General features: G+C 42.6%; 19 protein-coding genes and 1 other annotated feature. Of the genes, 10 read left to right on the forward strand and 9 right to left on the reverse strand.

From position 1 onward, the window contains the following. The first annotated feature begins 1 nt into the window (after position 1). From ATC1_RS06765 to ATC1_RS06800, 7 genes are all read left to right on the forward strand, one after another. Entirely contained in the window at positions 2 to 988 is a 987-nt protein-coding gene (locus ATC1_RS06765) for a Gfo/Idh/MocA family protein (RefSeq protein WP_062279588.1), read from the forward strand. A gap of 542 nt (positions 989 to 1,530) precedes the next feature. Then, positions 1,531 to 2,754, forward strand: a complete 1,224-nt coding sequence (locus ATC1_RS06775; protein WP_062279591.1) for a DegT/DnrJ/EryC1/StrS family aminotransferase — start codon at positions 1,531 to 1,533, stop codon at positions 2,752 to 2,754. A 49-nt stretch (positions 2,755 to 2,803) separates the two neighbouring features. Beyond that, positions 2,804 to 3,775 (forward strand): GDP-mannose 4,6-dehydratase, encoded by a 972-nt coding sequence (locus tag ATC1_RS06780; protein ID WP_172667730.1) that lies wholly within the window; start codon positions 2,804 to 2,806, stop codon positions 3,773 to 3,775. Next, a complete protein-coding gene (locus ATC1_RS06785) occupies positions 3,772 to 4,440 on the forward strand; it encodes a metallophosphoesterase family protein (RefSeq protein WP_062279594.1) in 669 nt (222 codons plus the stop codon). Before ATC1_RS06780 ends, ATC1_RS06785 begins: the two co-directional genes overlap by 4 nt. 3 nt (positions 4,441 to 4,443) lie before the next feature. Further along, entirely contained in the window at positions 4,444 to 5,487 is a 1,044-nt protein-coding gene (locus tag ATC1_RS06790) for an ATP-grasp domain-containing protein (protein ID WP_062279596.1), read from the forward strand. After that, positions 5,484 to 6,206 carry a polysaccharide deacetylase WbmS family protein gene (locus tag ATC1_RS06795; RefSeq protein WP_062279598.1) on the forward strand — a complete coding sequence of 241 codons (723 nt, stop codon included), beginning with the start codon at positions 5,484 to 5,486 and terminating at the stop codon, positions 6,204 to 6,206. Before ATC1_RS06790 ends, ATC1_RS06795 begins: the two co-directional genes overlap by 4 nt. After that, positions 6,203 to 7,117, forward strand: coding sequence for an LbetaH domain-containing protein (locus tag ATC1_RS06800; protein WP_062279600.1), 915 nt, complete (start codon positions 6,203 to 6,205; stop codon positions 7,115 to 7,117). Before ATC1_RS06795 ends, ATC1_RS06800 begins: the two co-directional genes overlap by 4 nt. A gap of 123 nt (positions 7,118 to 7,240) precedes the next feature. Here the strand turns inward: ATC1_RS06800 and ATC1_RS06805 are convergent, their stop codons facing one another. The 9 genes from ATC1_RS06805 to ATC1_RS06850 all read right to left on the reverse strand — a co-directional run bounded on the left by ATC1_RS06805 (position 7,241) and on the right by ATC1_RS06850 (position 18,838). After that, a complete protein-coding gene (locus ATC1_RS06805; protein WP_062279602.1) occupies positions 7,241 to 7,543 on the reverse strand; it encodes an RNHCP domain-containing protein in 303 nt (100 codons plus the stop codon). A gap of 11 nt (positions 7,544 to 7,554) precedes the next feature. Further along, positions 7,555 to 8,757 (reverse strand): FprA family A-type flavoprotein, encoded by a 1,203-nt coding sequence (locus ATC1_RS06810; protein WP_062279604.1) that lies wholly within the window; start codon positions 8,755 to 8,757, stop codon positions 7,555 to 7,557. A 271-nt stretch (positions 8,758 to 9,028) separates the two neighbouring features. Further along, on the reverse strand, positions 9,029 to 9,406 hold the full coding sequence (locus tag ATC1_RS06815) for a hypothetical protein (protein WP_062279606.1): 378 nt from the start codon (positions 9,404 to 9,406) through the stop codon (positions 9,029 to 9,031). Positions 9,407 to 9,711: 305 nt separating this feature from the next. After that, the gene (locus tag ATC1_RS06825; RefSeq protein WP_062279610.1) at positions 9,712 to 10,413 is read right to left on the reverse strand and encodes an endonuclease III domain-containing protein; all 702 of its coding nucleotides are present in this window, start codon (positions 10,411 to 10,413) and stop codon (positions 9,712 to 9,714) included. A 58-nt stretch (positions 10,414 to 10,471) separates the two neighbouring features. Beyond that, positions 10,472 to 12,988 carry a hypothetical protein gene (locus ATC1_RS06830; RefSeq protein WP_152024250.1) on the reverse strand — a complete coding sequence of 839 codons (2,517 nt, stop codon included), beginning with the start codon at positions 12,986 to 12,988 and terminating at the stop codon, positions 10,472 to 10,474. A 135-nt stretch (positions 12,989 to 13,123) separates the two neighbouring features. Further along, the gene (locus ATC1_RS06835) at positions 13,124 to 13,837 is read right to left on the reverse strand and encodes a radical SAM protein (protein WP_201777253.1); all 714 of its coding nucleotides are present in this window, start codon (positions 13,835 to 13,837) and stop codon (positions 13,124 to 13,126) included. A 196-nt stretch (positions 13,838 to 14,033) separates the two neighbouring features. Further along, positions 14,034 to 16,559, reverse strand: a complete 2,526-nt coding sequence (gene pheT, locus ATC1_RS06840; RefSeq protein ID WP_062279616.1) for a phenylalanine--tRNA ligase subunit beta — start codon at positions 16,557 to 16,559, stop codon at positions 14,034 to 14,036. After that, a complete protein-coding gene (gene pheS, locus ATC1_RS06845; protein WP_062279618.1) occupies positions 16,559 to 17,599 on the reverse strand; it encodes a phenylalanine--tRNA ligase subunit alpha in 1,041 nt (346 codons plus the stop codon). The genes pheT and pheS overlap by 1 nt, the downstream gene beginning before the upstream one ends. A gap of 37 nt (positions 17,600 to 17,636) precedes the next feature. After that, positions 17,637 to 17,878, reverse strand: a binding site (T-box leader). Between the two features lie 102 nt (positions 17,879 to 17,980). Beyond that, the gene (locus ATC1_RS06850) at positions 17,981 to 18,838 is read right to left on the reverse strand and encodes an FAD binding domain-containing protein (protein WP_062279620.1); all 858 of its coding nucleotides are present in this window, start codon (positions 18,836 to 18,838) and stop codon (positions 17,981 to 17,983) included. A gap of 310 nt (positions 18,839 to 19,148) precedes the next feature. Between ATC1_RS06850 and ATC1_RS06855 the strand changes: the two genes are divergently transcribed. The 3 genes from ATC1_RS06855 to ATC1_RS06865 are packed head-to-tail and all read left to right on the forward strand — an operon-like array spanning position 19,149 to position 23,310. Further along, positions 19,149 to 19,652, forward strand: coding sequence for a MarR family winged helix-turn-helix transcriptional regulator (locus ATC1_RS06855; protein ID WP_062279622.1), 504 nt, complete (start codon positions 19,149 to 19,151; stop codon positions 19,650 to 19,652). Continuing rightward, complete coding sequence (locus tag ATC1_RS06860; RefSeq protein WP_152024251.1) at positions 19,649 to 21,379, forward strand: ABC transporter ATP-binding protein; 1,731 nt, start codon at positions 19,649 to 19,651, stop codon at positions 21,377 to 21,379. The genes ATC1_RS06855 and ATC1_RS06860 overlap by 4 nt, the downstream gene beginning before the upstream one ends. After that, entirely contained in the window at positions 21,379 to 23,310 is a 1,932-nt protein-coding gene (locus ATC1_RS06865) for an ABC transporter ATP-binding protein (protein ID WP_062279624.1), read from the forward strand. The genes ATC1_RS06860 and ATC1_RS06865 overlap by 1 nt, the downstream gene beginning before the upstream one ends. The last annotated feature ends 119 nt before the right edge of the window (positions 23,311 to 23,429 follow it).

Here is a 23,429-nt window from a genome sequence, read left to right on the forward strand (position 1 = left end):
CATGGTCAATATCGTCCAAATCGGATACGGATATTGGGGTGCAAATGTTGCCCGAAATATTGCTGCGTCCGAAAAAACCAATTTATGTGCATTAGTGGACACTCGAAAAGACCGTCTTCAACTGGCTGAACGGAATTTTCGGAATCTTGTTGAATATCAAACTGACTTTACGCCATATTTGAACGATCCAAATGTGGACGCATTCGCTCTCGCTATTCAAACCGAACCATCATTTGAAATTGCTGAAAAAATCATGAATGCCGGTAAGCATTTATTCATTGAAAAGCCAATGGCTTCCAATGTTCAGAATGCAGTTGCGCTCAATGAGCTTTCAAAACAGAAACATGTTGTATTGCATGTGGATCACATTATGCTTTATCATCCGATCATCCGGAAAATCAAACAGATGTATGATTCCGGTGAATTAGGCGATCTGATTTATTTTGACATTTCGCGCATGAATCTGGGACCGATTCGGCTCGATGTCAATGCCATGCTGGATTTGGCGGTTCATGATCTGGCAGTCATTGATTATATTTCGGGTGGCAAAGAACCTTATCACGTGGAGGCCATCGGGGAAAAGCATTACGGAAATCAAGAAACCCTGACCTATCTGACACTCAAATATGACGGCTTTTTGGCTCATGTGAAATCCAGTTGGATTTCCCCGATCAAGGAACGGCGGACAATGATCGGCGGAACAAAAAAGATGGTGATTTTTGATGACATGAAAACCGTGGATAAATTGACAATTTACGATCAAGGAATCGTGGATGCCTCTGAAGAATATGGTCAATATGAGTTTAAGGCTCGCTCAGGTGATATCACGATACCCTATATTCCTCAGGAAGATGCCCTCAGGAACAGCATAGAATACTTTGCATATTGCGTTGAAAACAATCTGCAATCCATTTCGAATGGCGATCATGGCGTGAAAGTGATCCGCATTCTTGATGAAGCGAAACGCAAACTGATCATCAATGATTAGAATCAATATTTTAAGCAAGATTTGATCAAATTCTGTTGCGTTGATAATCACGCAAATTTTAATCCATCGTCTCCCTACGTTTAATTGTTGATTGAGAGGTCTGGTATTGAAAGCCGATTTTTTTCGGCTTTTTTTACCAATGAGTGTATCAGAAAAATGAAAGTATCTTTGCATTGATTTATTTCCAGCGATTCGAAATATTCGAAGGGTTTTTTGTTATTATGTCATTGTCGCGCTTTTTGAAAAGAACAACATGATAACAATGTTCCCTGTTTTTCGATAATTTTCAAAGTTACAACTAACTGACTGCTTCATGAAAATTGATGTATAAATTCAACCGTAATTCAAAATATGAATCGAATTCTTTATAGTTCCTATGGTTTTACGCTCCGCGCAAAATCATGGGAGCTATCAATTTTCTTTCTTTATTCGAAAAGTCAATCCATATTTCGCGTTGCAAAATAAAATCAAAAATCAAGAAAAACGAATTCTCCGTGATACAATCCTCAAAGAAACTGATAAACAAACAGACAGAGGCAGTTATGAAAAATATTCCGATCATGAAACCCTATTTTGATGATGATGAAGCGAAAGAAGTCGCCGCGGCGTTGGCATCCGGCTGGGTCGCTCAGGGTCCTCGTGTCGCAGAATTTGAAAAAGCAGTAGCTGCTCACGAAGGAGCGGCTTTTGGGATTGCCACATCCAATTGCACAACTGCACTGCATTTATGTATGATTGCTATGGGTTTTGGCACAGGTGATGATGTGATTGTTCCATCCTATACGTTTGTCGCAACGCCCAATGCGGTTGAATATACGGGTGCTACTGCAGTCTTTACCGATGTGGATTTGCTGACATATAACATTGATATAGAGAAAACCAGATCCTTGATTGAGAAAAAATATATACGACAAGGCGACATCTATCGAAACCGGTCGACTGGCAATCGATTAGCCGGGATAGTACCTGTCAACGAATTTGGCTTGTGTGCTGATATTCCTGCTGTTAATGCAATTGCGAACGATTACCATCTGCGCGTGATTGAAGACAGCGCGTGTGCTTTTGGTGCAAAGATTGGGAATCGACATGAAGGCGGATTTGGTAATCCGTCCACGCTCAGTTTCCATCCGCGCAAATCTATTTCCACGGGTGAAGGAGGCATGATTCTGACCAATGATCCGGATTTTGCCGATCATGTCCGTAAATTACGGAGTCACGCAGCTTCCCTTTCAGAAATTCAGCGTCATCATTCCAAAGGATATCTGCTGCCGGAATATAATGAAATTGGTTTTAATTACCGCATGACAGATATTCAAGGCGCTGTCGGTGTCGCTCAGATGCGAAAAATTGATTTCATCACTCAGAAACGGGCGGAATTAGCTGCTCGATATGACCGTTTGCTGCCGAATGCAGTATCGTTTCTGAAAACTCCCTTTGTTCCGCAGGGATATACGCACATTTATCAGACTTATGCCTGTATGATTGACTTGGAAAAACTCGGATTTGGCACCATCGAAGAAGGGAACCGGTTCCGGAACGAATGGATGGATCGGCTTGAGAATCATGGAATTGCCACTCGACAAGGGACGCATGCAACGCACACGCTGGGTTATTATCGGAAGAAATATGGGTATCAGAATATGGATTTGCCCAATGCGTATGCCTGTGATCGATTGAGTATTGCGTTGCCTTTATATGTCGAATTGAGTGATGAAGATCAGGATTACGTGATTGAGAACCTGGCAGAACTCAGTAAAAATGTCTGACAACGAATTTTATATTCAATGCTGCTGGAATATCTATGGAGAATTAGAAATGGCTGACATCAAAGGGAAGAACGTATTAATAACAGGCGGAGCGGGTTTTATCGGAAGCCATCTGACAGACATCTTGCTGCAAAAAGGAGCAGGAAAAGTCATTGTGGTTGACAATTTTTTTCTTGGAAAAGAAGAAAATTTAGAAGAAGCCAGACAAGCATTTGATAATATCTTCATCTATCGGGATGATGCGCGCGATCTTGGAACAATGAAAGCGATCATTCATAAAGAACAAATCGATGTTGTTTTCAATCTGGCAACCATCGCTCTAAATTATTCTTTTTTTAATCCATACGGCGCCTATCGTGTGAATGTGGATATTGCGGAAACACTCCTGCACTTGCTGCAAGATGGCGCCTATCAGACATTGATCCATTCATCATCATCAGAAGCTTATGGAACTGCGCAGTATTCTCCGATGGACGAGAATCATCCGATGCATCCGACAACCCCGTATGCTGCCGGTAAAGCGTCTGCAGACATGTTGATCACCTCTTTTTATAACGTTCTGAAATTGGATGTATCGATCATTCGTCCATTTAACAATTACGGACCTCGTCAAAATGATTTGGCTTTGGCAGCGATTATTCCGTTAAATGCCCGGCGCATTCTGAATGGGCTGCCACCAATCTTGGAAGGGACAGGGGAACAGACCCGTGATTTTATTTATGTTGACGATACTGCCCGCGCATTTGTGATGGCATACGAAAATGAAGAAACTCGTGGAAAGACGATTAATCTGGGTTCCGGCAAGGAAATCTCCATGAAGGCTGTGATTGAAGCCATCAGTGATTTCTTCGGATACAAAGGTGAAATTGAATATCGTCCTGGTCGTCCAGCAGATGTTCAGCGCCTGTGTGCCAGCGCCAATCTTGCCAAAGGTATTCTTGGCTTTGAACCGGAGATTGATTTTAAAACAGGATTGCGGCGGACTTTGGACTGGTACCAGAATAAATATCAAAAATCATGAAGTTGTGCGTTTTTTCTGATATTCACGGAAATCGCCATTATTTCCAAGCAGTCTTGCAGACATGGAAAAATAGCGAATTTGATCGATGTATATTTCTTGGCGATGCCGTTGGATATTTTCCAGATGGAGTTTGGGTGTTGGATTGGCTGCAAGAGAATGATATTCGTTGTATCCGCGGAAACCATGATGCGATGCTGACAGGTGCAATGCCGATCGCAGCGAATAAAGATGAAGTGTATCAGATCGAAGATACTTGCCAGCATATAAGGAAGAAAAATCTGGATTTTATTCAGTCGTGGCCTGATAAAATTGAAGAAAAATTTGACAATATCAATCTTTTCTTTGTCCATGGAACACCGGATTCTCCGTTGGAAGGGTATGGATATGAAGATTCTGCAATGGCAGGATTTGACCAGCCAGATATTGATTTTCTATTTATCGGACAAACCCATCGTCCCTGGATTCGGAAAAATTTTCATACAACGGTTGTCAATGTCGGATCCATCGGATTGCCGCGTGATCATGGCAGCAGACCGTCCTATGCAGTTCTTGATACAATAACACGACAAGCAGAAATTATTCGGTTGACGGTTAATCCGCTGCCGATCCTGCAGGCGCCGGGGAAGATTCATCCGGTCGTCCTGGATTGCCTTAGAAGGGAATAAAAAATGGATCAAATACGCGTTATGATCACTGGAATCGGAGGAGGTGGAAACGGGGAACAGCTTATTAAAGCATTAAAGCTCTCCCAGAATCCTTATTATTTGATTGGAGCAGATATTACTCCGGTTTCACGAGGATTTTCATTCGTTCATGATAAATATGTGCTTCCGCCTGCCAGTGATCCTAATTATGTTGAATCGTTGGTCGAAGTCTGTAAAAAAGCAAAGGCAGATGTTCTTTTCACAGGTTCAGAGCCGGAACTAAAACGAGTCAGCGATGTGCAGGATCAGATACGAAACGAAGGCATTTTTTTACCGATGAACCCAAAATCGGTGATCGATATCTGCATGGATAAATCAAAAACCATGGATTTTCTGCAATCTAACGGGTTTTCATTCCCAAAAACGAAAACAGTTACAAAACAGGAAGATTTACGGGAAATAACGACGTTTCCTGTGGTGCTGAAACCGTCGATTGGCGGTGGAGGATCTGCCAACACATTTATTGCGCAGGATCAGAAAGAATTAGAGCTGTTTGGAAACTGGATGTTGAATATCTATCCACGCTTTATTATTCAGGAGTATGTTGGTAATGCAGATTGTGAGTATACGGTTGGCGTTTTATCGGATATGGAAGGTGTTTTGATCAATTCCATTGCGGTCAAGAAAAATATATTGTCAGCATTAAGCAACCGACTGAAGATCCGCAGCCGCTATTCCGATGAATTACTGGTAATCAGCAATGGAATCTCACAAGGGCAGATTGGACGCTTTCCGGAAGTAACCAGCCAATGTGAGGTGATCGCACAAAAAATTGGCAGTCGGAGTGCAGTGAATATTCAGCTTCGCTTTGTTGACGGAAAATGTTTTGTCTTTGAGATTAATCCGCGATATTCCGGTACATCCTCTTTCCGCGCAATGGTTGGATATAATGAACCGGATATTATGATTCGGAAATATTTACTGCATGAGACAATCGAACCGCATTTTCCTTATAAAGAAGGTTATATCATGCGCGGATTAGATGAAACTTTTGTGGAGCTTCCGTGATTGATGCTTTTTCAAGAAAAGTATTCATAACGATGGATATTGATTGGGCTTGTGATGCGGTCCTCACGGATACGTTGGATCTCATTGATGAACTGGAGATACCGGTTACCATCTTTGTCACGCATCAAACAGAATTGTTAAACAGAATGCGAAAAGATCCATTGATCTCCCTGGGTATTCATCCAAATTTCAATCCACTGTTGAATGGCACATCCGATAAGGATTATCGGGCAGTGATTGAGGAGATTAAAGCGATTGTCCCTGAAGCGATCTGCGCACGATCGCATGGACTTATCGATTCGACATCGATTTTGCTGGCATTTTTTGCGCTTGGAATCCGTTCGGATTTGAATCTTTTTATTCCCTTCAGCTCCGGAATTCCGATGACGCCATTTGAACATTTCAGCGGCATTCAGAGAATCCCCTATTTTTACGAGGACGATGCTTTTTGTTTTGAAAAAAATCAACGGACACCGGAAGAGCATGTCTTGTCGTCCATTTGCGGAATCAAGGTTTTTAATTTTCATCCAATTCATTTATTCTTAAATACGGAAAAAATCGAGCGCTATAATGATGCCCGTGCATTCAGTCAGGATGATCATGCATTAAAAGCATTTGTGAATTCTGATCCTGAAAATGGCGCCAGAGCTTTTCTCAAACGTGTCATACGTTGCGCAAAAGAGCATGGATACAGGTTTGGACAGGTTGAACAACTATGAGACTTTTGCATATTCTTCAAGATCACTGGACTTTGGTTCGAGATGGGGAATTTCAGGCTTTGGGACTATGTGATGCAGAACCAGGTTTCCCCATACTGACTTTTGCCGGGAATATAAAATATCTGAAACGGGCTCTCCGAAATCCGGATGTCTCCTGTATCCTTATATCAACCGAATTGCTGGACACAGAAGAAGTTAAAAGTTCAAATCGGGGAATCTGTGCTGTGCCGGATTTACGGATTGCATTTTTCTCTTTGCATAACCGGTTGGCAGCAGAAGGAAAATGGGACGCTTATCTGCGGAGTTCGTTTCCTACCCGAATTGGCAAAGGGTGTTCCATCAGTTCGCTTTGTGAGATAGCAGAAAAGAATGTCGTTATCGGTGACGGAGTAATTATCGAACCATTTGTCAGCATTAAAGAGAATACAACAATTGGCGATCATTGTATCATCCGATCCGGATCCATCTTAGGCGGCGACGGACTGGAATTTATCCGCAACGGCAAGGAAGGAATTTTACCTGTGACTCATTGCGGGAAATTGATCATCGGAAGAGATGTCGAGATTCAATATAATTGCAATGTCTCAAAATCATTATTCCCGTGGCATGCAACGATCATCGGTGATGAATGCAAAATTGAAAGCCTTGTCCATATTGCGCATGGCGTTCATATGGGGAAACGAAATCTGGTCGCAGCTTCAGCCTGTATTGCAGGGTCCGCAATTCTTGGAGATGACGTATGGGTAGGTCCGAATGCAACAATTTCCAGTGAAGTGAGCGTAGGAGACCGTGCACGCATCAGTCTCGGTTCTGTTGTGATCGGCAGCGTAAGACCGGATCAAACAGTAACCGGTAATTTTGCCGTTGACCATGAAAAATTCATGCAGGATTTGATGAAGCGGATGTTGTAATAAAAAAATTGCCTGTCTTAATTCAATCGTCTTTTAACCACGAAATCCATTTTCTATCGGCAATTCAAAATATCAACTAGCTTTTAAGTTAGAAAAAGAAATATATATTGTTATTTCGTTTCTCTATCTGCCTGTTGACATAATTTCAATAATTCGATCAAAATCATCATCCGGAGCTGATTTGTTTGCTTTGACATATCCGCATTTCAGACATTGATGATAAATGATCTTCTCTCCTTTATGGATTTCAATGCGGATGGGTTTCATTAATCCGCCGCAATCCGCCGAACGATCCCCGGGATGAATATCCACATGTTTACTGTACAGACAAAAAGGGCAATGGTTGGTGTACCCGTTGCCCTTTACACTTTTCCCGCAATTTTCACAAATAAAGTCTTCTTTTTTGCGAATAAAAACCGCTGACATTTGATGAGATCCTATGCAGCGTTTCGGACTGCTTCGGCAAATCTTTTTGCAAAATCCGGAATTACTGAAAATTCCGGTTCCTTTGGCTTTCCGAAGAACTGGAGATTCTCGATCACAGTCCAATTTTGTTCGGCACAATACGTTTCAAATTGCTTTTTTGCCATACTGCCCCAGGCATAACTGCCAAAATAAGCTGTGGTCCGATTCGTTATTTTTTTGATTTTGGCCATATTCATTACATTTGACATGATCGGGAATAATGATCCCTCATACGTTGGAGCGCAAAGAATGATGCCCTGATTCTTCCACATCGAAGGCAGAATGTAGCTGATATGAACGGTATTGATATCAAATACTTCGACCGATAATCCCTGTTCCGCAACAGCCTGCATCACGACTTCTGCATATTGGCGTGTATTGCCGTACATAGATCCAAAAGCCAGCGTGACGGCTTTTTCGCGATTTCCATTGGCATAATCTGCCCATTTGTTATATAAACTGAGAATCCTCCCCGGTTCTTTTCGCCAGATCAAGCCATGCGAAGGAGCGATCATTTTAATCGGAACATTGGCTAACTTTTCGATTGCTTTTTTTGTATGGGAACTATGCGCCGCGACAATATTTGCGTAATACCGCAGAGCTTCCTTTTCCATATATGGCATATCGGGACACTGATCGTCGAAAATGACTCCCGGCAGCGATCCATAGCCGCCAAATGCATCGCAGGAAAACAAGATTTGATCTTCCATTGCGTAGGTAACCATTGTTTCAGGCCAATGAACAAATGGAATTGCAGCAAATTTCAGCGTCCGGCTGCCAAGACTGATTTCTTCCCCGTCAGCGACTATTCTGAATTTTTCCTTCAGATCATAGAAATTAGCTACAATTTCACGCGCTTTGGCTGTCCCCAGAAAAATTGCGTTAGGAGCCATACGGTTGATTTCCAGAAGAGCGCCTGTGTGATCCGGTTCAAGATGATTAAGAACGATGTAATCGATTTTTGCCAGATCGATCAACTGTTCAAGCATATGAATATATCGTTCACTCATCAGATCACTGGAAAGGTCGATTAAAGCATTTTTTTTGTCCAATATCAGGTAACTGTTTAATGACACACCGGATTGTTTGATGGGCCAAAGACCTTCAAAAAGTTCTGTCTGACGGTCATTTAAACCTACCCAGTAAATGTTTTCAGCGATAGCTCTTGGCTGCATGATTTCCTCCTGACGATCAGGCATGCCTTCTAAAGGCATGAAAAAATATTAAAATTTTAAAATCAGAGTAACTCAATCAAGAACATATGCCAAGGTACAAAGAATGAAAACAGACAATCGTTTTTATTGAGTAACTCTTTATCAAGTTTCGATTATACACTGGAAATACCCTTGCTGATCCATGCCAGTAATTCAAAATATGGATTAGCTTTTCGAATCAATCAAGATAAATTGTTGTTCTTATATTTCGAATTACTGATGCTCTTGTTGATTAAACTTCCGAAATGTAATTTCCCATAATAAAAAAGAATAAAGAGAGGTATCCTGTCAGAAAACAGATCATGGACAAGTTACCTTTCCGTTTTTCGCGCAACAAGAGAACACCGATCATTCCGGAAAGCAGCATGAGAATTGTGGCAATCAGCCAGATTTTTTCTGCAGTTTTTGCAGGAATCCAGGAGATTAAACCAAAAATCAAAAAATAGAGCAAGAAAAAAACAAATCCGACAAAAACGATGCAGATTAAAAGTGTCATCCCTGTTTCGATTGATGGCGAAATGGTCCATTTTTTTAAGGTAAGTGGTCGGAGATTATTTAAACCAATCACGATTAATGCGCAAACAAGGATCAAAAAGAGTGGAATTGTCAATGGCTGTCTCCTTCTCTGCAGCAATTCCTATGCAAATAGAATTCAATTTTCATTATCGGATGTGTAATTTCTTTCATCTGCTGTCCGAAATATTGATTGACCTGTCATTGCGAGGAGGGCGTCAGCCCGACGAAGCAATCTCTTTCCGGATGGCGCTCTGCCCTACATTTGGCGGGGAGATTGCCACGCCCCTCTTCGGGGCTCGCAATGACAGGTTCCTTATAGCAATTCCTATGAAAATAGAATTCAATTTTCATTATGGGATGTGTAATTTCTTTCATCTGCTGTCCGAATTACTGGCTTCTCTATTCATGTTTATTTGAAAAAAAGTAGTCACATACATCATTTAGAAAACATTCGCTGCAATTTGGATTTCGTGCAGCGCAAATTCTTCTTCCCAGAAGGATGAGATTGATATGGGCTGTGCGGTAATTTTCAGGAGAGAAAAGCAAAGCAAGATGATCATGCGCCTGATCTGCTGTCATCTTCAGATCGGAAGGGCGCAAACCCAATCTGCCGGTCACGCGGAAAATATGCGTATCTACCGGAAATGCCGGAATTCCGAGTGAAAAGAGCATGACAATGGATGCGGTTTTCATGCCTACACCATGCAGGCTTGTCAGCCATTCTCGAATTTTTGCCGGTTCCCACGTCCTCAGAAAATCCAATGAAAGACTTCCATTTTCAGCATAAATCCGGTTCAGAACCGCTTGAATTCTGGGACCCTTCTGATTTGCCAATCCAGCCGATCGAATACAATCGATCACCTCTGCTATCGGAGCTTCCCGTACTTCGTCCCAGGATGAAAATCGATCCCGCAGATTTCCATATGCGACATCACGATTCCGATCATTCGTATTTTGCGAAAGTATCGTGTTAATCAATTCATCCAGCGGAGCCAATTCAGGCCATTCTGGGATACCAAAATGTTGAACCAGACGATCATATATACAGCCGGCTTTTTCCCGTAAAATGGAATAATCCGGGACATTATTTTGTTCTTTCATGCTCTACCGAACAACGTTTTTTCAGATTTAATCATGGCTTTACTCGTTTTTGAAATTCTCATTGGAAAATGCCAGCACACCCGCTTTTCGCATAACCTAACGAGAATGCTTTCGTACCGGCGCCCTCAGGAAAATATACCATTGAAGTCCAGATCCATTGGTCGGATTTCTTCAATGCAATTGGGACGGTAACAGTTCCGGAAAGCGTAATTTTTTCTGTAGCGTTCAAAGTGATGTAATATCTGTCATCAATTCTATCCTTGCAACTGTTTTCACCGCTGACGCAAGAGGTATATGTAATCAGCGGATAGCCCTTATTCCCTTGAATCGCCATCGTCGTGGCTAACTGAGTGCGCATTTCTGTTTGCGCATTATTTTGAATAGTATATTGAAAGGTGACGTCTGTTTTTGTGTCTCCATCTGCTGCGACCTGATAATCCCTGCAAAAAATGAGCGCAGATACAGACGAATCCGGCTGATCTGTACCTCCGCCGCCCGACTCGCACGTATTTCTTGCATAGCCTAAGGCAATTGCTTTCTTTTCCGATCCGCTTGGAAAATACAGCATGGATGTCCAAATCCATTGATGAGGCGTTGTCAAAGCAATGGGTGCGGTCACCTTCCCTTTGACCAGGATCGTTTCATAACCGTTTAGCGTGATATTGTTTCTGCGGTCAATGCGTTTGATGCAGTCAGTCTCATCGCTGAGGCATGCGGTATAACTGACAACCGGATAGGTGCTGATTCCCTGAATAGCCATCGTGGATGCCAGTTGTGCAGCCATCTCATACTTGGAATTATTCTTAATTGCGTATTGGAATACGATTTCTGTACTGGATGCTGACTCGGCTGCAGTTTGATACGAACGGCAAAAACTGATTGCGGATATTGTCGGATTCGGATCATCACCCCCTGGAGTCGGGGTTACGATTGGCGTTTGACAGGAATTCGTCGCATATCCCAACGAAAATGCTTCTACTTCGGATTCCTCAGAGTAATAAATCATCGAAGTCCAAATCCATTTATTGTCCACGGTTATCGATCCCGGGACTGAAATCGAACCAGTGACGGTAACAATTTCCAAAGGATTCAAGGTCAGATAATAGTTTTCATCGATCCGATTAATACAATTGGCGGAACCGCTGGAACAGGCTTTGTATTGGATGGCAGCATGGTTCTTGACGCCTTGAACCGCCATGGATTTCGCTAATTGCGCCATCATATTGATGTGGGCGTTATTTTGTATTGTATATTGAAACGTAATGGTTGTGCTGGACGTGTTCGCCGAGGTCAGTGCATAATCACGGCAAAAGCTGACCGGAGTGATCGTCGGATTGGGATCAGGATTCCTTTCAGCTACACCGGCTGCGTGTATGGAAGAATTGGCGCCTGAGGCATCGGTTGCACGAATGTCCAACGCTAACCACAGATATTTATTTGTGCCGGTAATTACGGGGTCTGAAAATGTAAAAGTACCGGAAATAGTGGTTGATCCATTGGCAGGAACAGTCAAGGTGGAACCATCTCTCCATGTTATTTGAACATTCATTCCTCCCGATTTTGGCAGGATTTCAGCTTCGGGAATCGAAACGACGCCGGTTTCCGGAAGTGTAAGGGTAAATGCATTTGCTGATTTATTGGAAAATACCGCTTCCACATTTCCGGAACTCCCGTCACTCTGGTAATTGGCGTTGATAACACCGCTGAGATCTCCTCTTTTTAAAGCAGTGCCGTCAGTTTCCAGATGTCCGAAGAATAAGCTGGTTGGGTAATCTAAAATTGTCTTGATGGATAAACTCTCATTGGAAGCTGCAACACCTTTTTCAAGTGAAAAAGAAGCCCTGACAACCTGTGCCGCTTCTGGTGCGAGATTGATATGAGTCTGATTCCAGGTCACATTCGATGCAGTACCTGTAGCGTTGACAGCAGTAAATTGAATTTTGTCGGACATTGTGATATATGCAACATCCGGCATTTTATTGACTAATCTCATCGTGACGGACCCGTTATTTCCATCATCGTCATAATAAGCTTCTGTGATAGTGCTGTGAACAATGGCATCTGCGCCGCAGCCATTTCCGCGCTGCCACAGCATTCCTTGCAGATTTTTAGTCAAATCACCGATTTTTATCGTCATAAAGATATCAACCGTCCACTGGATGTTATATCGATCCATGTTGCTGATTGTCCCGGATAAAAGCCAGGTCGATCTTGGCGGAAGGATAAAAGGATTGGTAAACTGCACACTTTTTTTCCATTTGTTACGAAAGTATTCCGATGTATCGGTTAACTGGTCTGCCGAATAATTTGTGAAAGGATGACTTTCTCCGCCGGATAGTCGAACAGAAGATGGAAGGGTGATTGGATAAGACTCATCGGTCGGATTATAAAGAATCACAAAAGCTTCAGCCGTTTCTCCGCATTTCAGATATTCGCCATAAGGGATATAGTTCTCTCGCATTACCGGTTTGGCAAGCTGGACATCACTGGCACTGGCTGCTGCCGGATAAACGGACAATAAGATCGCTGTCAGAATTAAAACTAACCAGATTACGAATCGGAATGTTCTTTTCATGTTTTTTTGCCTTTTTTGATCTTCTGAATCCACCCAAAAAAATAATCCTATGGTTTTTCGTGCAATATCTGTGCCAATACTGTCCGATGGAGGATTGGTCTCTACTTGCTGTACTCGTATTCAACTGGCGCGGAATTATTGAAATTGGATATGGTGTTCTTTGCAGAAATGAATAACATGCGATTTCATACTGCTGTAAAATCCGGATGGATCAGGATATTTCTGGACGACTGGATTATAGTTTAGCCCGCTGAAATCGATATGATCAACGAAATCGATTGTGTTTAATATTCCATCGATATCCTGCGCAATCAGATTCGGTGTCGGATATGGTTCCATGTGTACCCAGGTCATGGCTCCATCAGCATGGAGCTCTTTGAGCGCTCGAATTCTATCTGCATACGGTGCTGCGCCGGGCTCCCAACGTTTGCGAAAATCTTCGTCCAATGAAACCAGCGAAATTCCATATCGATTGCGCTGATCCAAATTTTTCAGATCCGATGGAAGGATCCCTTTGGTTAAAATGCTGCAGGGAATTCCGGCGGCATTAATGAGCCGAATTGATTCCAGAGTCAGTGCCTGAATTTCAGGTTGCTGATACATAAATGGATCGGTTGAAAAACAAAAATGGACACAGTGGATTTTGCTTTGCCATTTTTTTAATTCTTTTTTAATAAGATCCAGCGTGTTTTCCACTATGACGGGTCTGATCCATTCAGCGTAGGAATGGACTTTTCCAAATCGCATCGCCATCAAATAGGCATAACAAGGATATCGGCAGCCATGCGAGCAGCCTTGAACCGGATTCATTGCGTAATCCAGACCCGGAACCTGTGTTTTGTAGAGCATAGTTTTTCTGGTGATGGTGTCCATAGTATATAAATTTTACTGCTGGATGATTATTTTTGCTCGTCAGCGGCGATTCGAAATATAAACATTCTTTCCATATTTGGTATTATTGATTCAGTAATTTGTGCATTTCCACAAAAAAATCCTCTGGCAAATCATTACCAGAGGATTTTTTCGATTCATTTAATTCAGCTTTTCAGCTTCTTAATTTTGCGTTCAGGACTTGTTCCAGCCGTTTAATGATCTTGCTTCGGATGGCAGAGGCATCTTTATCGGTCAATGTCTTTTCAGAGGATTGGTAGACGAGATTATATGCCAGACTTTTCTTGCCCGAACCTAATTGCGCGCTGCGGAAAATATCAAACAATTCAGCGCTTTTCAAGGTTTTCCCGCCAGCCTGTTTGATGACAGCCAGCACTTCATCCGCTGTGACAGTCTCATCCACAACGACTGCAATGTCCTCAAGGATGGAGGGGAAAGGCGAGATGGACTGGACTTTGTAGATTCGTTCTGCCAGCGGCTCTACTTTGCCAAGATCTAAATCCAGAAGGAGAATCGGGGCAGCAAGAAGGTCATATTTTTGACGGACGGCAGGATGCAGTTCACCGAACACTCCCAACAATTCTTCACCTGAATAGATCGCTGCGCATTTGCCTGGATGGAGATAATCGCAGACATATGGGCTATAACTGATATTCGGGACATGAAGTCCTTCGAATACGGCTTCAATGATGCCTTTCAGATCGAAATAATCCATACAAATTTTATTATGGGTATCCCAGCTTTCTGAATAGCGTTTCCCGGTAATTCCAATGGCGAGGTGATATGCTTCATCAGGAAGCTGCTGTCCTTCTCTGGGCAGAAAAACCGGACCGACTTCAAAAAATTCCAGATGGTCGCTCAGTCGGATGTTCTTTTCAATGATCTCCATCATGCAGACATTCAAATTCGTCCGCATTACACACCGCTCTGGTGAAATTGGATTTGCCAGCCGCACATAGGCGGGAGCAGGTTTTCCAAGCAATCGTTCTTCTCGTTCCGGCGATGTCAGCCGATAGGTAATTATTTCATTTAATCCCAGAGAGACCAGCACATCTTTGAGTTTCTCTTCAAAAGAGATCATCTTATTGGCATAAGCAGGAGGGAGTTCATCTTCCATACGGGTTGTTGGAATGTGATCGTAACCGAACAGACGAGCGATTTCTTCCAGAATGTCGGCACGGCCGATGACGCCTTCACCGATATCCAGGCGGTGCGGAGGGGTCTTCACTTTCAGAACGTTTCCGTCATTTTCCAGCGTACATTCAAATTCCAGCCGTTGCAGCAGCTCTGCTGCTTTTTCCAGAGGAATTTCAACTCCCAACACACGTTGAATGTCCTGAAGTGTGATGCGATTCACAGGATCGATTACTTTTTTTGCATAATTATCGATGAATCCCGGAGCCACGCGTCCTCCGCTCCATTCCACCATCAAGGCTAAACACTGTTCACAAGCTTCCTGTGCAATGGCGGGATGAACTCCACGGCTGTTGCGATATCCAGCCTCTGAACTTAGTCGTAGCTTGCTGGCGGTTTTTCGGATATTAATAAAATTCCAAACAGCCGATTCCAGTAAAACGTTTGTAGTTTCAGGCACGATCTCGCTTTCCAAACCACCCATGATTCCGGCGATGGACAAGGATCCAGTCTGATCGGTTACCAGCATCATGTTTTCATCCAAATCGCGCTCAATGTTGTCCAGGGTGACTAATTTCTCACCCTGATACGCCCGGCGTGTGATGATTGTCGGAGGCTGATTCCCGGCGCGCTTTAATAACGTGTCATAATCAAAAGCGTGAAGCGGCTGCCCGGTTTCCAGCATGACGTAATTGGTTGCATCGACAATACTGTTGATCGGTCGCATTCCCGCTGCCCGCAGTCTGCGTTGAACCCATGCCGGGCTGGGCTGCGATTTTAACCCTTCCGCATAACCAACCATAAACCGGTTGTTTAATTCAGGTTCATTGATCTGGATTCTGCACATGCCCTCGATGGATTTTCCCTCAGGTTTCACATGGCGCTGAGGTTTTTTCATCGGAATATTCAATTGAGCGGCGACTTCTCTGGCGACACCCTTGATACAGGCGTTTCGAGCCATATTTGGCAGAATGTCAATCACGAAAACCGCATCTCCGATATAGTCAGCTAAAGGAATTCCGACCGGGGCATCCGCTTCAAAAATGATAATTCCTTCATGCTCTTCGGAAATCCCCAGTTCTTTTTCGGAGCAGACCATGGAATTTGTCTCAAAACCGCGGATTTTTGTTTTTTTCAATTTTGTAAGTTCAAACCCCGGTTTATGTCCATCATACAAGATGGCGCCTTCACGCACATAAGCTACTTTCACAGAAGGATTCAGGCGGCCTTTTCCGATATATGGAAATAAGTTCGGCGCTCCGGTCAGAATTGTTCGTTCGCCTGTGCCATCATTCAATTGGCACAAAACCAGACGATCAGCATCCGGATGTTGATTGACTTCAAGAATTTCAGCTGTCACAAATTTGTCTGCCGGCCAGGATAACCCCGTGAATTTGAAACCGTGGTGATCGTTTTCAGGTCCCATTAATCCGCGAAGTTCAACTTCATCGACTTCCAAACCGGCCATTGTCATGACACGTGCAAGTTCTTCCAACGGAAGATCGATATCAATGAAATCTTTTAACCAAGAAAGAGGTATGTTCATTAGAATTGCTCCAAGAATCGAATATCATTTCCCCAGAAATAGCGAATATCTTCCACATAATGACGCAGAATGGTAATTCTTTCAGGTCCCATACCGGCTGCATAGCCGGAATATACATCCGGATCATAACCGCCATTACGGAGAACAGTCGGATGAACCATTCCGCAGCCCAAAATTTCCAGCCATCCTGAGTTTTTACACATCGGGCAGCCTTTACCGCCGCAGAGGAAGCATTCCACATCCATTTCAGCGCTTGGTTCCGTGAATGGGAAATAGGATGGACGAAAACGTGTCCGAACGTTGTTTCCGAACATGCGGAAAGCAAATTCCTGCAGTGTTCCTTTTAAATCACCAAAGGTGATATTTTTCCCTACGGCAAGCAATTCGATCTGGTTAAACTGAATTTCAGAACGGGCGCTGACCTGTTCATAGCGGTAACACATTCCCGGTAAAGCGACACGGATGGATTCCGGAGCAAACAAATGCATGGCGTGAATCTGTCCGGGTGAAGTGTGGGTTCTTAAAAGAACGTTTGGATCGGTTGTGTAGAATGTATCCCACATATCACGGGCAGGATGATAAGCCGGGATATTCAATAATTCAAAGTTATACTCGTCTGACTCAACTTCCGGAGAACGAAAAATCTCAAATCCGATCTGTGATAAAACTGCGAGGATTTCACGCATATTTTGAGTAGCCGGGTGAAGACGTCCGGGATGCGGTTGGCGTCCAGGCAAAGTGACGTCAATTTTTTCATTTTCAAGGCTTTCAGCAAGTGCTTTTGCTTTTAATTCCTCTGTGCGCTGATTAATCGCCGCTTCCAGTTTATTCCGAACCAGATTTGCAGCCTGTCCAATTTTCGGACGATCTTCTTTTGAGATTTCTGCCAATCGGGTAAAGATTTGTGAAATGAATGCTGATTTCCCCAGATGCATTACGCGCCATTGTGCCAAGGATGACTCATCCTTGACTTTTTCCAAAGCAGCAATTGCTTCCTCTTGAAATTTCTCCATTTGTTGAAGTAATTCATTTTCTGCCATAATCCCTCACGATGTCAATAATAAAAACTCCCGCCCTGAAAGGGACGGGAGCAATTTCCGTGGTACCACCCTGCTTGATATATAGGCTTATTCAACCGATATACCCACTTATTCTTCCAATAACGCCGGATTTGCGTCCCGAACTACTGCATTAACTGGTTCCCCCGGGAAGCTCGAGCGTGAACTTCGATTTTCTTCTCCCGCGCACCGGTCTCAGTCCTTGCCTGTGCGTCCCTGTCGGCTTCCGAACAATCTACTTTTCGCTGTCATCGCTTTTTAATGATTTATACAATTATATACAAAAATTAGCAGGTGGTTAAAAAAACATGAAAATCTGTCATTGCAAGGGGGCAGCCTGACGAAGCAATCTTATCTTACATGTCATAATTCTTTTTGGAAAGTGTTCGCTTGCTTTAAAGAATCAGCGAGAACAGTTTTCAGGACGCTTTCCATGATATTCAGGGGTGGATTCACAGCTGAAGAAGGGATATCTTTTTTTACATTTGAAACGGCATTTTCGATTTGCAGTTCGTCAACATGATTCTCGATGATAAATTTCTCAACAGCTCTGGCACGGAACACCATTCGGCCTTTTTGTTGAACGGCAATCCGCGCTGCGGATATTTTCTGTTCTTCGTCAAGCGAAATCATGGCTGCAGCTTGAATCGATGAATTGTCTCTTTCATCAACGATGGATGACCATGAAGACCCCCAAAATCCTTGCGGTTTTCGAAATGAAACCGAAAATATGAATTCATCCTCTTTTAATCTGTATTTTGGCGATTGACTAAGAAAATGATCCATTTCTATTTCATGAAAATCATTTATGGTTTTTATTCTGATTTTGGCATTATGGATAATCATTACCGGAATTGACGCATCGAATAATGATCGATATGCCAAGCTTCCGCCAATGGTTGCCTGACTGCATGACGCGCGGCTCTCCCAGGAAGCGATAGCCCGAATCAGAGCAGGGGAAAAGGTTTGAAGAATTGGTGAGACAAAGATTTCTTCAACTGAGGTAAGGGCGCCGATTTCAATACGATTCCCCTTGAATCTTATGAACGAAAGTTGCTCATGCAGCGGGCTGATGTCGATTAATTTTCTGATTTTTGAATCAACTGTGCCCATCTCGTCGCGAATTGCTATCCCACCGGCAATGATCCGGCAATCATTTTCAGATAGAAGAATCGACAATTCGTTAATGGAATGGACCGGGATGATTTCAATTTTTGGCATACCTGCTCCTGTTAATATTTTCTGGTTTCATTATATCGAAAAGCATCAGGATAATTATCGGCGGTGCGAAATATTGGTGGATTTTATGATTTATTGGTTGAACACAGCGTAAAATATCACAACACAAGTTATTCCCGATTGTTTGAATAGCAAGTCTATATTTCGAATTACTGAATGTGAACAATTCAGGATCCTTTCTTAATTTTTTATTAAATATGTCATGATTTTATGACATGGATCGGTACATTATTCTGTTTTGACTAAAATAGGTAATCGATTAATTATTTAGCATTTATTTCTTTAGGGAGGTATGGTGAAACCAGATTATTTTTCGATCACCGAAAAATTAAACAAATTATTCCTGTGGCATCGAATTTCTCTTTATAAGATTGCACACCGCAGCGGTCTCTATCAAGGTCAGCTGCCTGTATTAGCTTTTATCCAAAAAAATGAAGGTTGTACACAGAAGGAAGTGGCAAATCAATTGGGGGTGTCCGCTGCATCGGTTGCTTCATCGACCAAACGCCTGCAGCGTGCTGGAATGATCCGTAAAAAAATTGATGAAACCAACCTGAGACAAAACATGCTTTATCTTACGGAAGAAGGTGAAAAAACAACAGAAAAAACCTGCAAAATGATGGATGAATTTCACCTATCGTTTTTTCAAGGATTTTCGGAGAACGAATTAGAATTACTGGGGCAATTTCTTGACAGAATGATTCATAATGTCGCCGGAAAAGATTCTTCTGTAGATTTATTCTCGTTGATCCATTTAGAGATGAAAACAGAAAAGGAAGGAAAGGAAAAAAATTGAATTTCATAAAACTTTTTCCGTATATCAGACAATTTAAAAAATATGCGATTTTGGCTCCGCTTTCCGTTGCCTGTGAAGTTCTGATTGAAATTTTTATTCCTTTATTGATGTCTAAGATCATCGATATCGGAATTGCGAATTCAGATTTGCAGTATATCGTAAAAATGGGCTTGTTAATGATCGGCTCTGCTCTAATTTCGCTGTTTTTTGGTGCCATATCCTCCCGCTTTGCAGCAGTTGGCGCAACGGGTTTTGCTATGAATATTCGTCAGGCGTTGTTTGAAAAAATCCAGGATTTTTCTTTTGGAAATGTTGATCATTTCAGCACGGCTTCGCTGATCACACGATTGACGACTGATATCACATTCGTGCAAAATTCTTTTATGATGATCATCCGCACATTAGTTCGCGCTCCTGTCATGATGATCAGTGCCACGATTATGGCAATCTCCATCAATAAAGACCTGGCAATTGTTTTCCTGATTGCAATCCCGTTTTTAGCATCTGTCCTGGCGTTCATTTCAATAAAAGTGCATCCTTATTTTGTTAAGATGTTCAAGAAATATGATGCATTAAATGCATCTGTCCAGGAAAATCTGATCGGAATCCGGGTTGTGAAAGCATTTGTCCGTCATCAATATGAGAATGAGAAATTTGAGTTTTCAGCGACTGATGTACAAAATGCTCAGAAAAAGGCGGAAAAAATCGTAATACTGAATTCGCCGATGATGATGCTTACGATGAATATGAGTGTGATCGCAATTGCATGGTTCGGGGGAAAACAGGTTATTGCCGGCGGCATGAAGACCGGTGAGTTATTCAGTTTCATCACATATAACACTCAAATTTTGATGTCGTTAATGTTCATTTCAATGGTTTTAGTGATGGTTGTTATATCACAGGCTTCTGCAGACAGGATCTTTGCGGTATTAAATGAAAAACTTGATTTATCCGACGCGAACGCGGATAAAAAATTGCAAGTCCAGGATGGTTCCGTAAAATTTGAAAATGTGTCTTTCAGCTATGTGAAAAATGCGGATAATCTGACGCTGACCAACATCAATCTGGAAATTCAATCAGGAGAAACAGTAGGCATTATTGGTGGTACAGGCTCAGCGAAAACGACATTAGTCAGTTTGATCCCTCGTTTATACGATGTCTATTCCGGAAGAATTCTGGTAGGCGGACATGATGTGCGGGAATATACATTTGAAACACTGCGAAATGCGGTTGCAATGGTACTGCAGAAGAATGTCTTGTTTTCGGGTACGATCCGCGATAATTTGAAGTGGGGCAATCAAAATGCCACTGATGAACAAATCATTGAAGCATGCAAAGCAGCACAAGCGCATGAATTTGTGATGTCATTTCCCAAAGGATATGATACTGATCTCGGACAGGGAGGTGTCAATGTATCGGGTGGACAGAAACAACGGTTGTGCATCGCCAGAGCGTTATTAAAAAATCCGAAAGTGCTGATTCTTGATGACAGTACCAGTGCAGTTGATATGGCGACCGATTCACGGATTCGAGAAGCGTTTCGAAAATATCATGCTAACATCACTACCATTATTATCGCACAGCGGGTGGCATCGGTGATGGAGGCGGATAAAATCGTCGTGATGAATGATGGAAGAATTGAAGCAGTGGGGACACACGCTGAATTATTATCCTCAAATTCGATCTATCGCGAAGTATTCGAATCACAGCAGAAAGGGGTGGATTAATGTCTGACGAGGAAAGAAAATTTCAACCAAAGAATCCGCCGTCCGGAAAAATGGGTGGTGGAAATAAACCGAAAGAAAAACCGAAGAATGTACGGAAGACAATCTACCGAATCCTCAAATACATCGCTGAATATAAGTTACAGCTAATTCTGATCGGTATTTGTATTCTGATAAGTTCATTGTCATCGGTCAGCGGAACCTATTTTATTAAACCGATCGTTAACAACTATATTGTTCCATTCATCGGGAATAAAAATCCTGATTTTTCCGGATTTATCTCCATACTTTTTTTGATGGCAGGGATCTATCTCATTGGTATTGTGGCAAACTATCTCAGTTCCCGCTTGATCGTAAATATCAGCACCGGAACCTTACGAAAAATTCGAATTGACATGTTCACCCATATGCAGTCGTTGCCGATCAAATATTTTGATTCGCATACACACGGCGAAATCATGAGCCGCTTCACGAATGATGTGGATACGCTGCGTGAAATGATTTCGATGAGTATCCCGCAATTTTTTACTTCCATCATTACTGTGGTCGGAATTTTTATCATGATGACCATCCTGAGTTGGCAATTGATGATTCTGGTTATCATTCATCTTTTTGTGATGTTCCTGATCATTCGAAAAATCGGAGGTAACAGCGCTAATTTTTTCATTAAACAGCAACGGGAGTTGGGCGCAGTAAACGGTTATATTGAGGAAATGATCGAAGGACAAAAAGTGGTCAAAGTGTTCAATCATGAGGAGAAAGTAAAAAATGACTTCACTGAACTGAATCATCGTTTATTTGAAGTTGCCAGCAATGCGAGCACTTTTGCCAATATTCTCATGCCGATTCTGGGTAATCTGTCTTATGTTCAGTATGCTTTAGCTGCGGCTGTAGGCGGAACGCTGGTTTTGCGCGGAATTCTGGATGTCGGTACCATCGGTTCTTTTCTTCAATATACGCGCAGTTTTACAATGCCGATCAATCAATTGTCGCAGCAATTCAATGCGATTCTGACTGCGCTGGCAGGCGCTGAACGAATTTTTGCTTTAATTGATGAACCATCGGAAGTTGACGATGGATATGTGACATTGGTGAATGCGATTATCGATGAGGAAGGAAAAATCACAGAAACGTCAGAACACACCGGCAAATGGGCATGGAAATACCCACATCGTGCAGGAGATCTGACGTATACGGAACTCAAAGGGGATGTCCGGTTTGAAAATGTCGATTTTGGGTACAACACGGAACAGAATGTGCTAAATCGGATCAGTTTATATGCAAAACCAGGACAGAAGATCGCGTTTGTCGGATCAACTGGCGCCGGAAAAACAACGATTACCAACCTCATAAACCGATTTTACGATATCAACGATGGCAAGATCACGTTTGACGGGATTGACATCAAGAAAATCAGGAAGGATGATCTCCGCAGATCGATATCCATGGTTTTACAGGACACTCACCTGTTTACAGGAACTGTGGCCGATAATATACGATACGGGAATTTGACGGCTACAGATGAAGAAGTTGTGAAAGCTGCAAAATTGGCGAATGCCGATTTCTTTATCCGGCATTTACCCGAAGGTTATCAGACGGTTCTTACGGCTGATGGTGCGAATTTGAGCCAAGGGCAACGCCAATTAATTGCAATCGCTCGAGCTGCCATTAAAGATCCGCCAGTATTAATCCTGGATGAAGCTACCAGTTCGATTGATACCCGGACTGAGTCTTTGATCGAAAAAGGAATGGACAAGCTGATGGAAGGCAGAACTGTCTTCGTGATTGCCCACCGCCTCTCGACAGTCCGAAACTCGAATGCGATCATGGTGCTTGAAAAAGGCGAGATCATTGAACGCGGCGATCATGAATCACTGCTGCTTGAACAAGGGCGATACTACCAGTTGTATACCGGTATGTTTGAACTTGCATAATATTATGATGTGCTGGGGTCTGATTCTCGGCGATTCGAAATAAGGGAAGAACGCTTTATCGTTGTGTTGTTATTGCGCTCTGCACAATAACAACACAACAAATTCGTTTTAGGCTTTTC

The sequence above is a fragment of the Flexilinea flocculi genome (assembly GCF_001192795.1).
GTDB classification, from domain to species: domain Bacteria; phylum Chloroflexota; class Anaerolineae; order Anaerolineales; family Anaerolineaceae; genus Flexilinea; species Flexilinea flocculi.

Bases quoted from the DNA above. Each gene is read 5' to 3' on its own strand.
- ATC1_RS06805 (WP_062279602.1), bottom strand. From the start codon at position 7,543: ATGTCAGCGGTTTTTATTCGCAAAAAAGAAGACTTTATTTGTGAAAAT.
- ATC1_RS06855 (WP_062279622.1), top strand. From the start codon at position 19,149: ATGGTGAAACCAGATTATTTTTCGATCACCGAAAAATTAAACAAATTA.
- ATC1_RS06800 (WP_062279600.1), top strand. From the start codon at position 6,203: ATGAGACTTTTGCATATTCTTCAAGATCACTGGACTTTGGTTCGAGAT.
- ATC1_RS06835 (WP_201777253.1), bottom strand. From the start codon at position 13,837: ATGCTCTACAAAACACAGGTTCCGGGTCTGGATTACGCAATGAATCCG.
- pheT (WP_062279616.1), bottom strand. From the start codon at position 16,559: ATGAACATACCTCTTTCTTGGTTAAAAGATTTCATTGATATCGATCTT.
- pheS (WP_062279618.1), bottom strand. From the start codon at position 17,599: ATGGCAGAAAATGAATTACTTCAACAAATGGAGAAATTTCAAGAGGAA.
- ATC1_RS06830 (WP_152024250.1), bottom strand. From the start codon at position 12,988: ATGAAAAGAACATTCCGATTCGTAATCTGGTTAGTTTTAATTCTGACA.
- ATC1_RS06810 (WP_062279604.1), bottom strand. From the start codon at position 8,757: ATGCAGCCAAGAGCTATCGCTGAAAACATTTACTGGGTAGGTTTAAAT.
- ATC1_RS06865 (WP_062279624.1), top strand. From the start codon at position 21,379: ATGTCTGACGAGGAAAGAAAATTTCAACCAAAGAATCCGCCGTCCGGA.
- ATC1_RS06850 (WP_062279620.1), bottom strand. From the start codon at position 18,838: ATGCCAAAAATTGAAATCATCCCGGTCCATTCCATTAACGAATTGTCG.
- ATC1_RS06780 (WP_172667730.1), top strand. From the start codon at position 2,804: ATGGCTGACATCAAAGGGAAGAACGTATTAATAACAGGCGGAGCGGGT.
- ATC1_RS06785 (WP_062279594.1), top strand. From the start codon at position 3,772: ATGAAGTTGTGCGTTTTTTCTGATATTCACGGAAATCGCCATTATTTC.
- ATC1_RS06765 (WP_062279588.1), top strand. From the start codon at position 2: ATGGTCAATATCGTCCAAATCGGATACGGATATTGGGGTGCAAATGTT.
- ATC1_RS06825 (WP_062279610.1), bottom strand. From the start codon at position 10,413: ATGAAAGAACAAAATAATGTCCCGGATTATTCCATTTTACGGGAAAAA.
- ATC1_RS06775 (WP_062279591.1), top strand. From the start codon at position 1,531: ATGAAAAATATTCCGATCATGAAACCCTATTTTGATGATGATGAAGCG.
- ATC1_RS06790 (WP_062279596.1), top strand. From the start codon at position 4,444: ATGGATCAAATACGCGTTATGATCACTGGAATCGGAGGAGGTGGAAAC.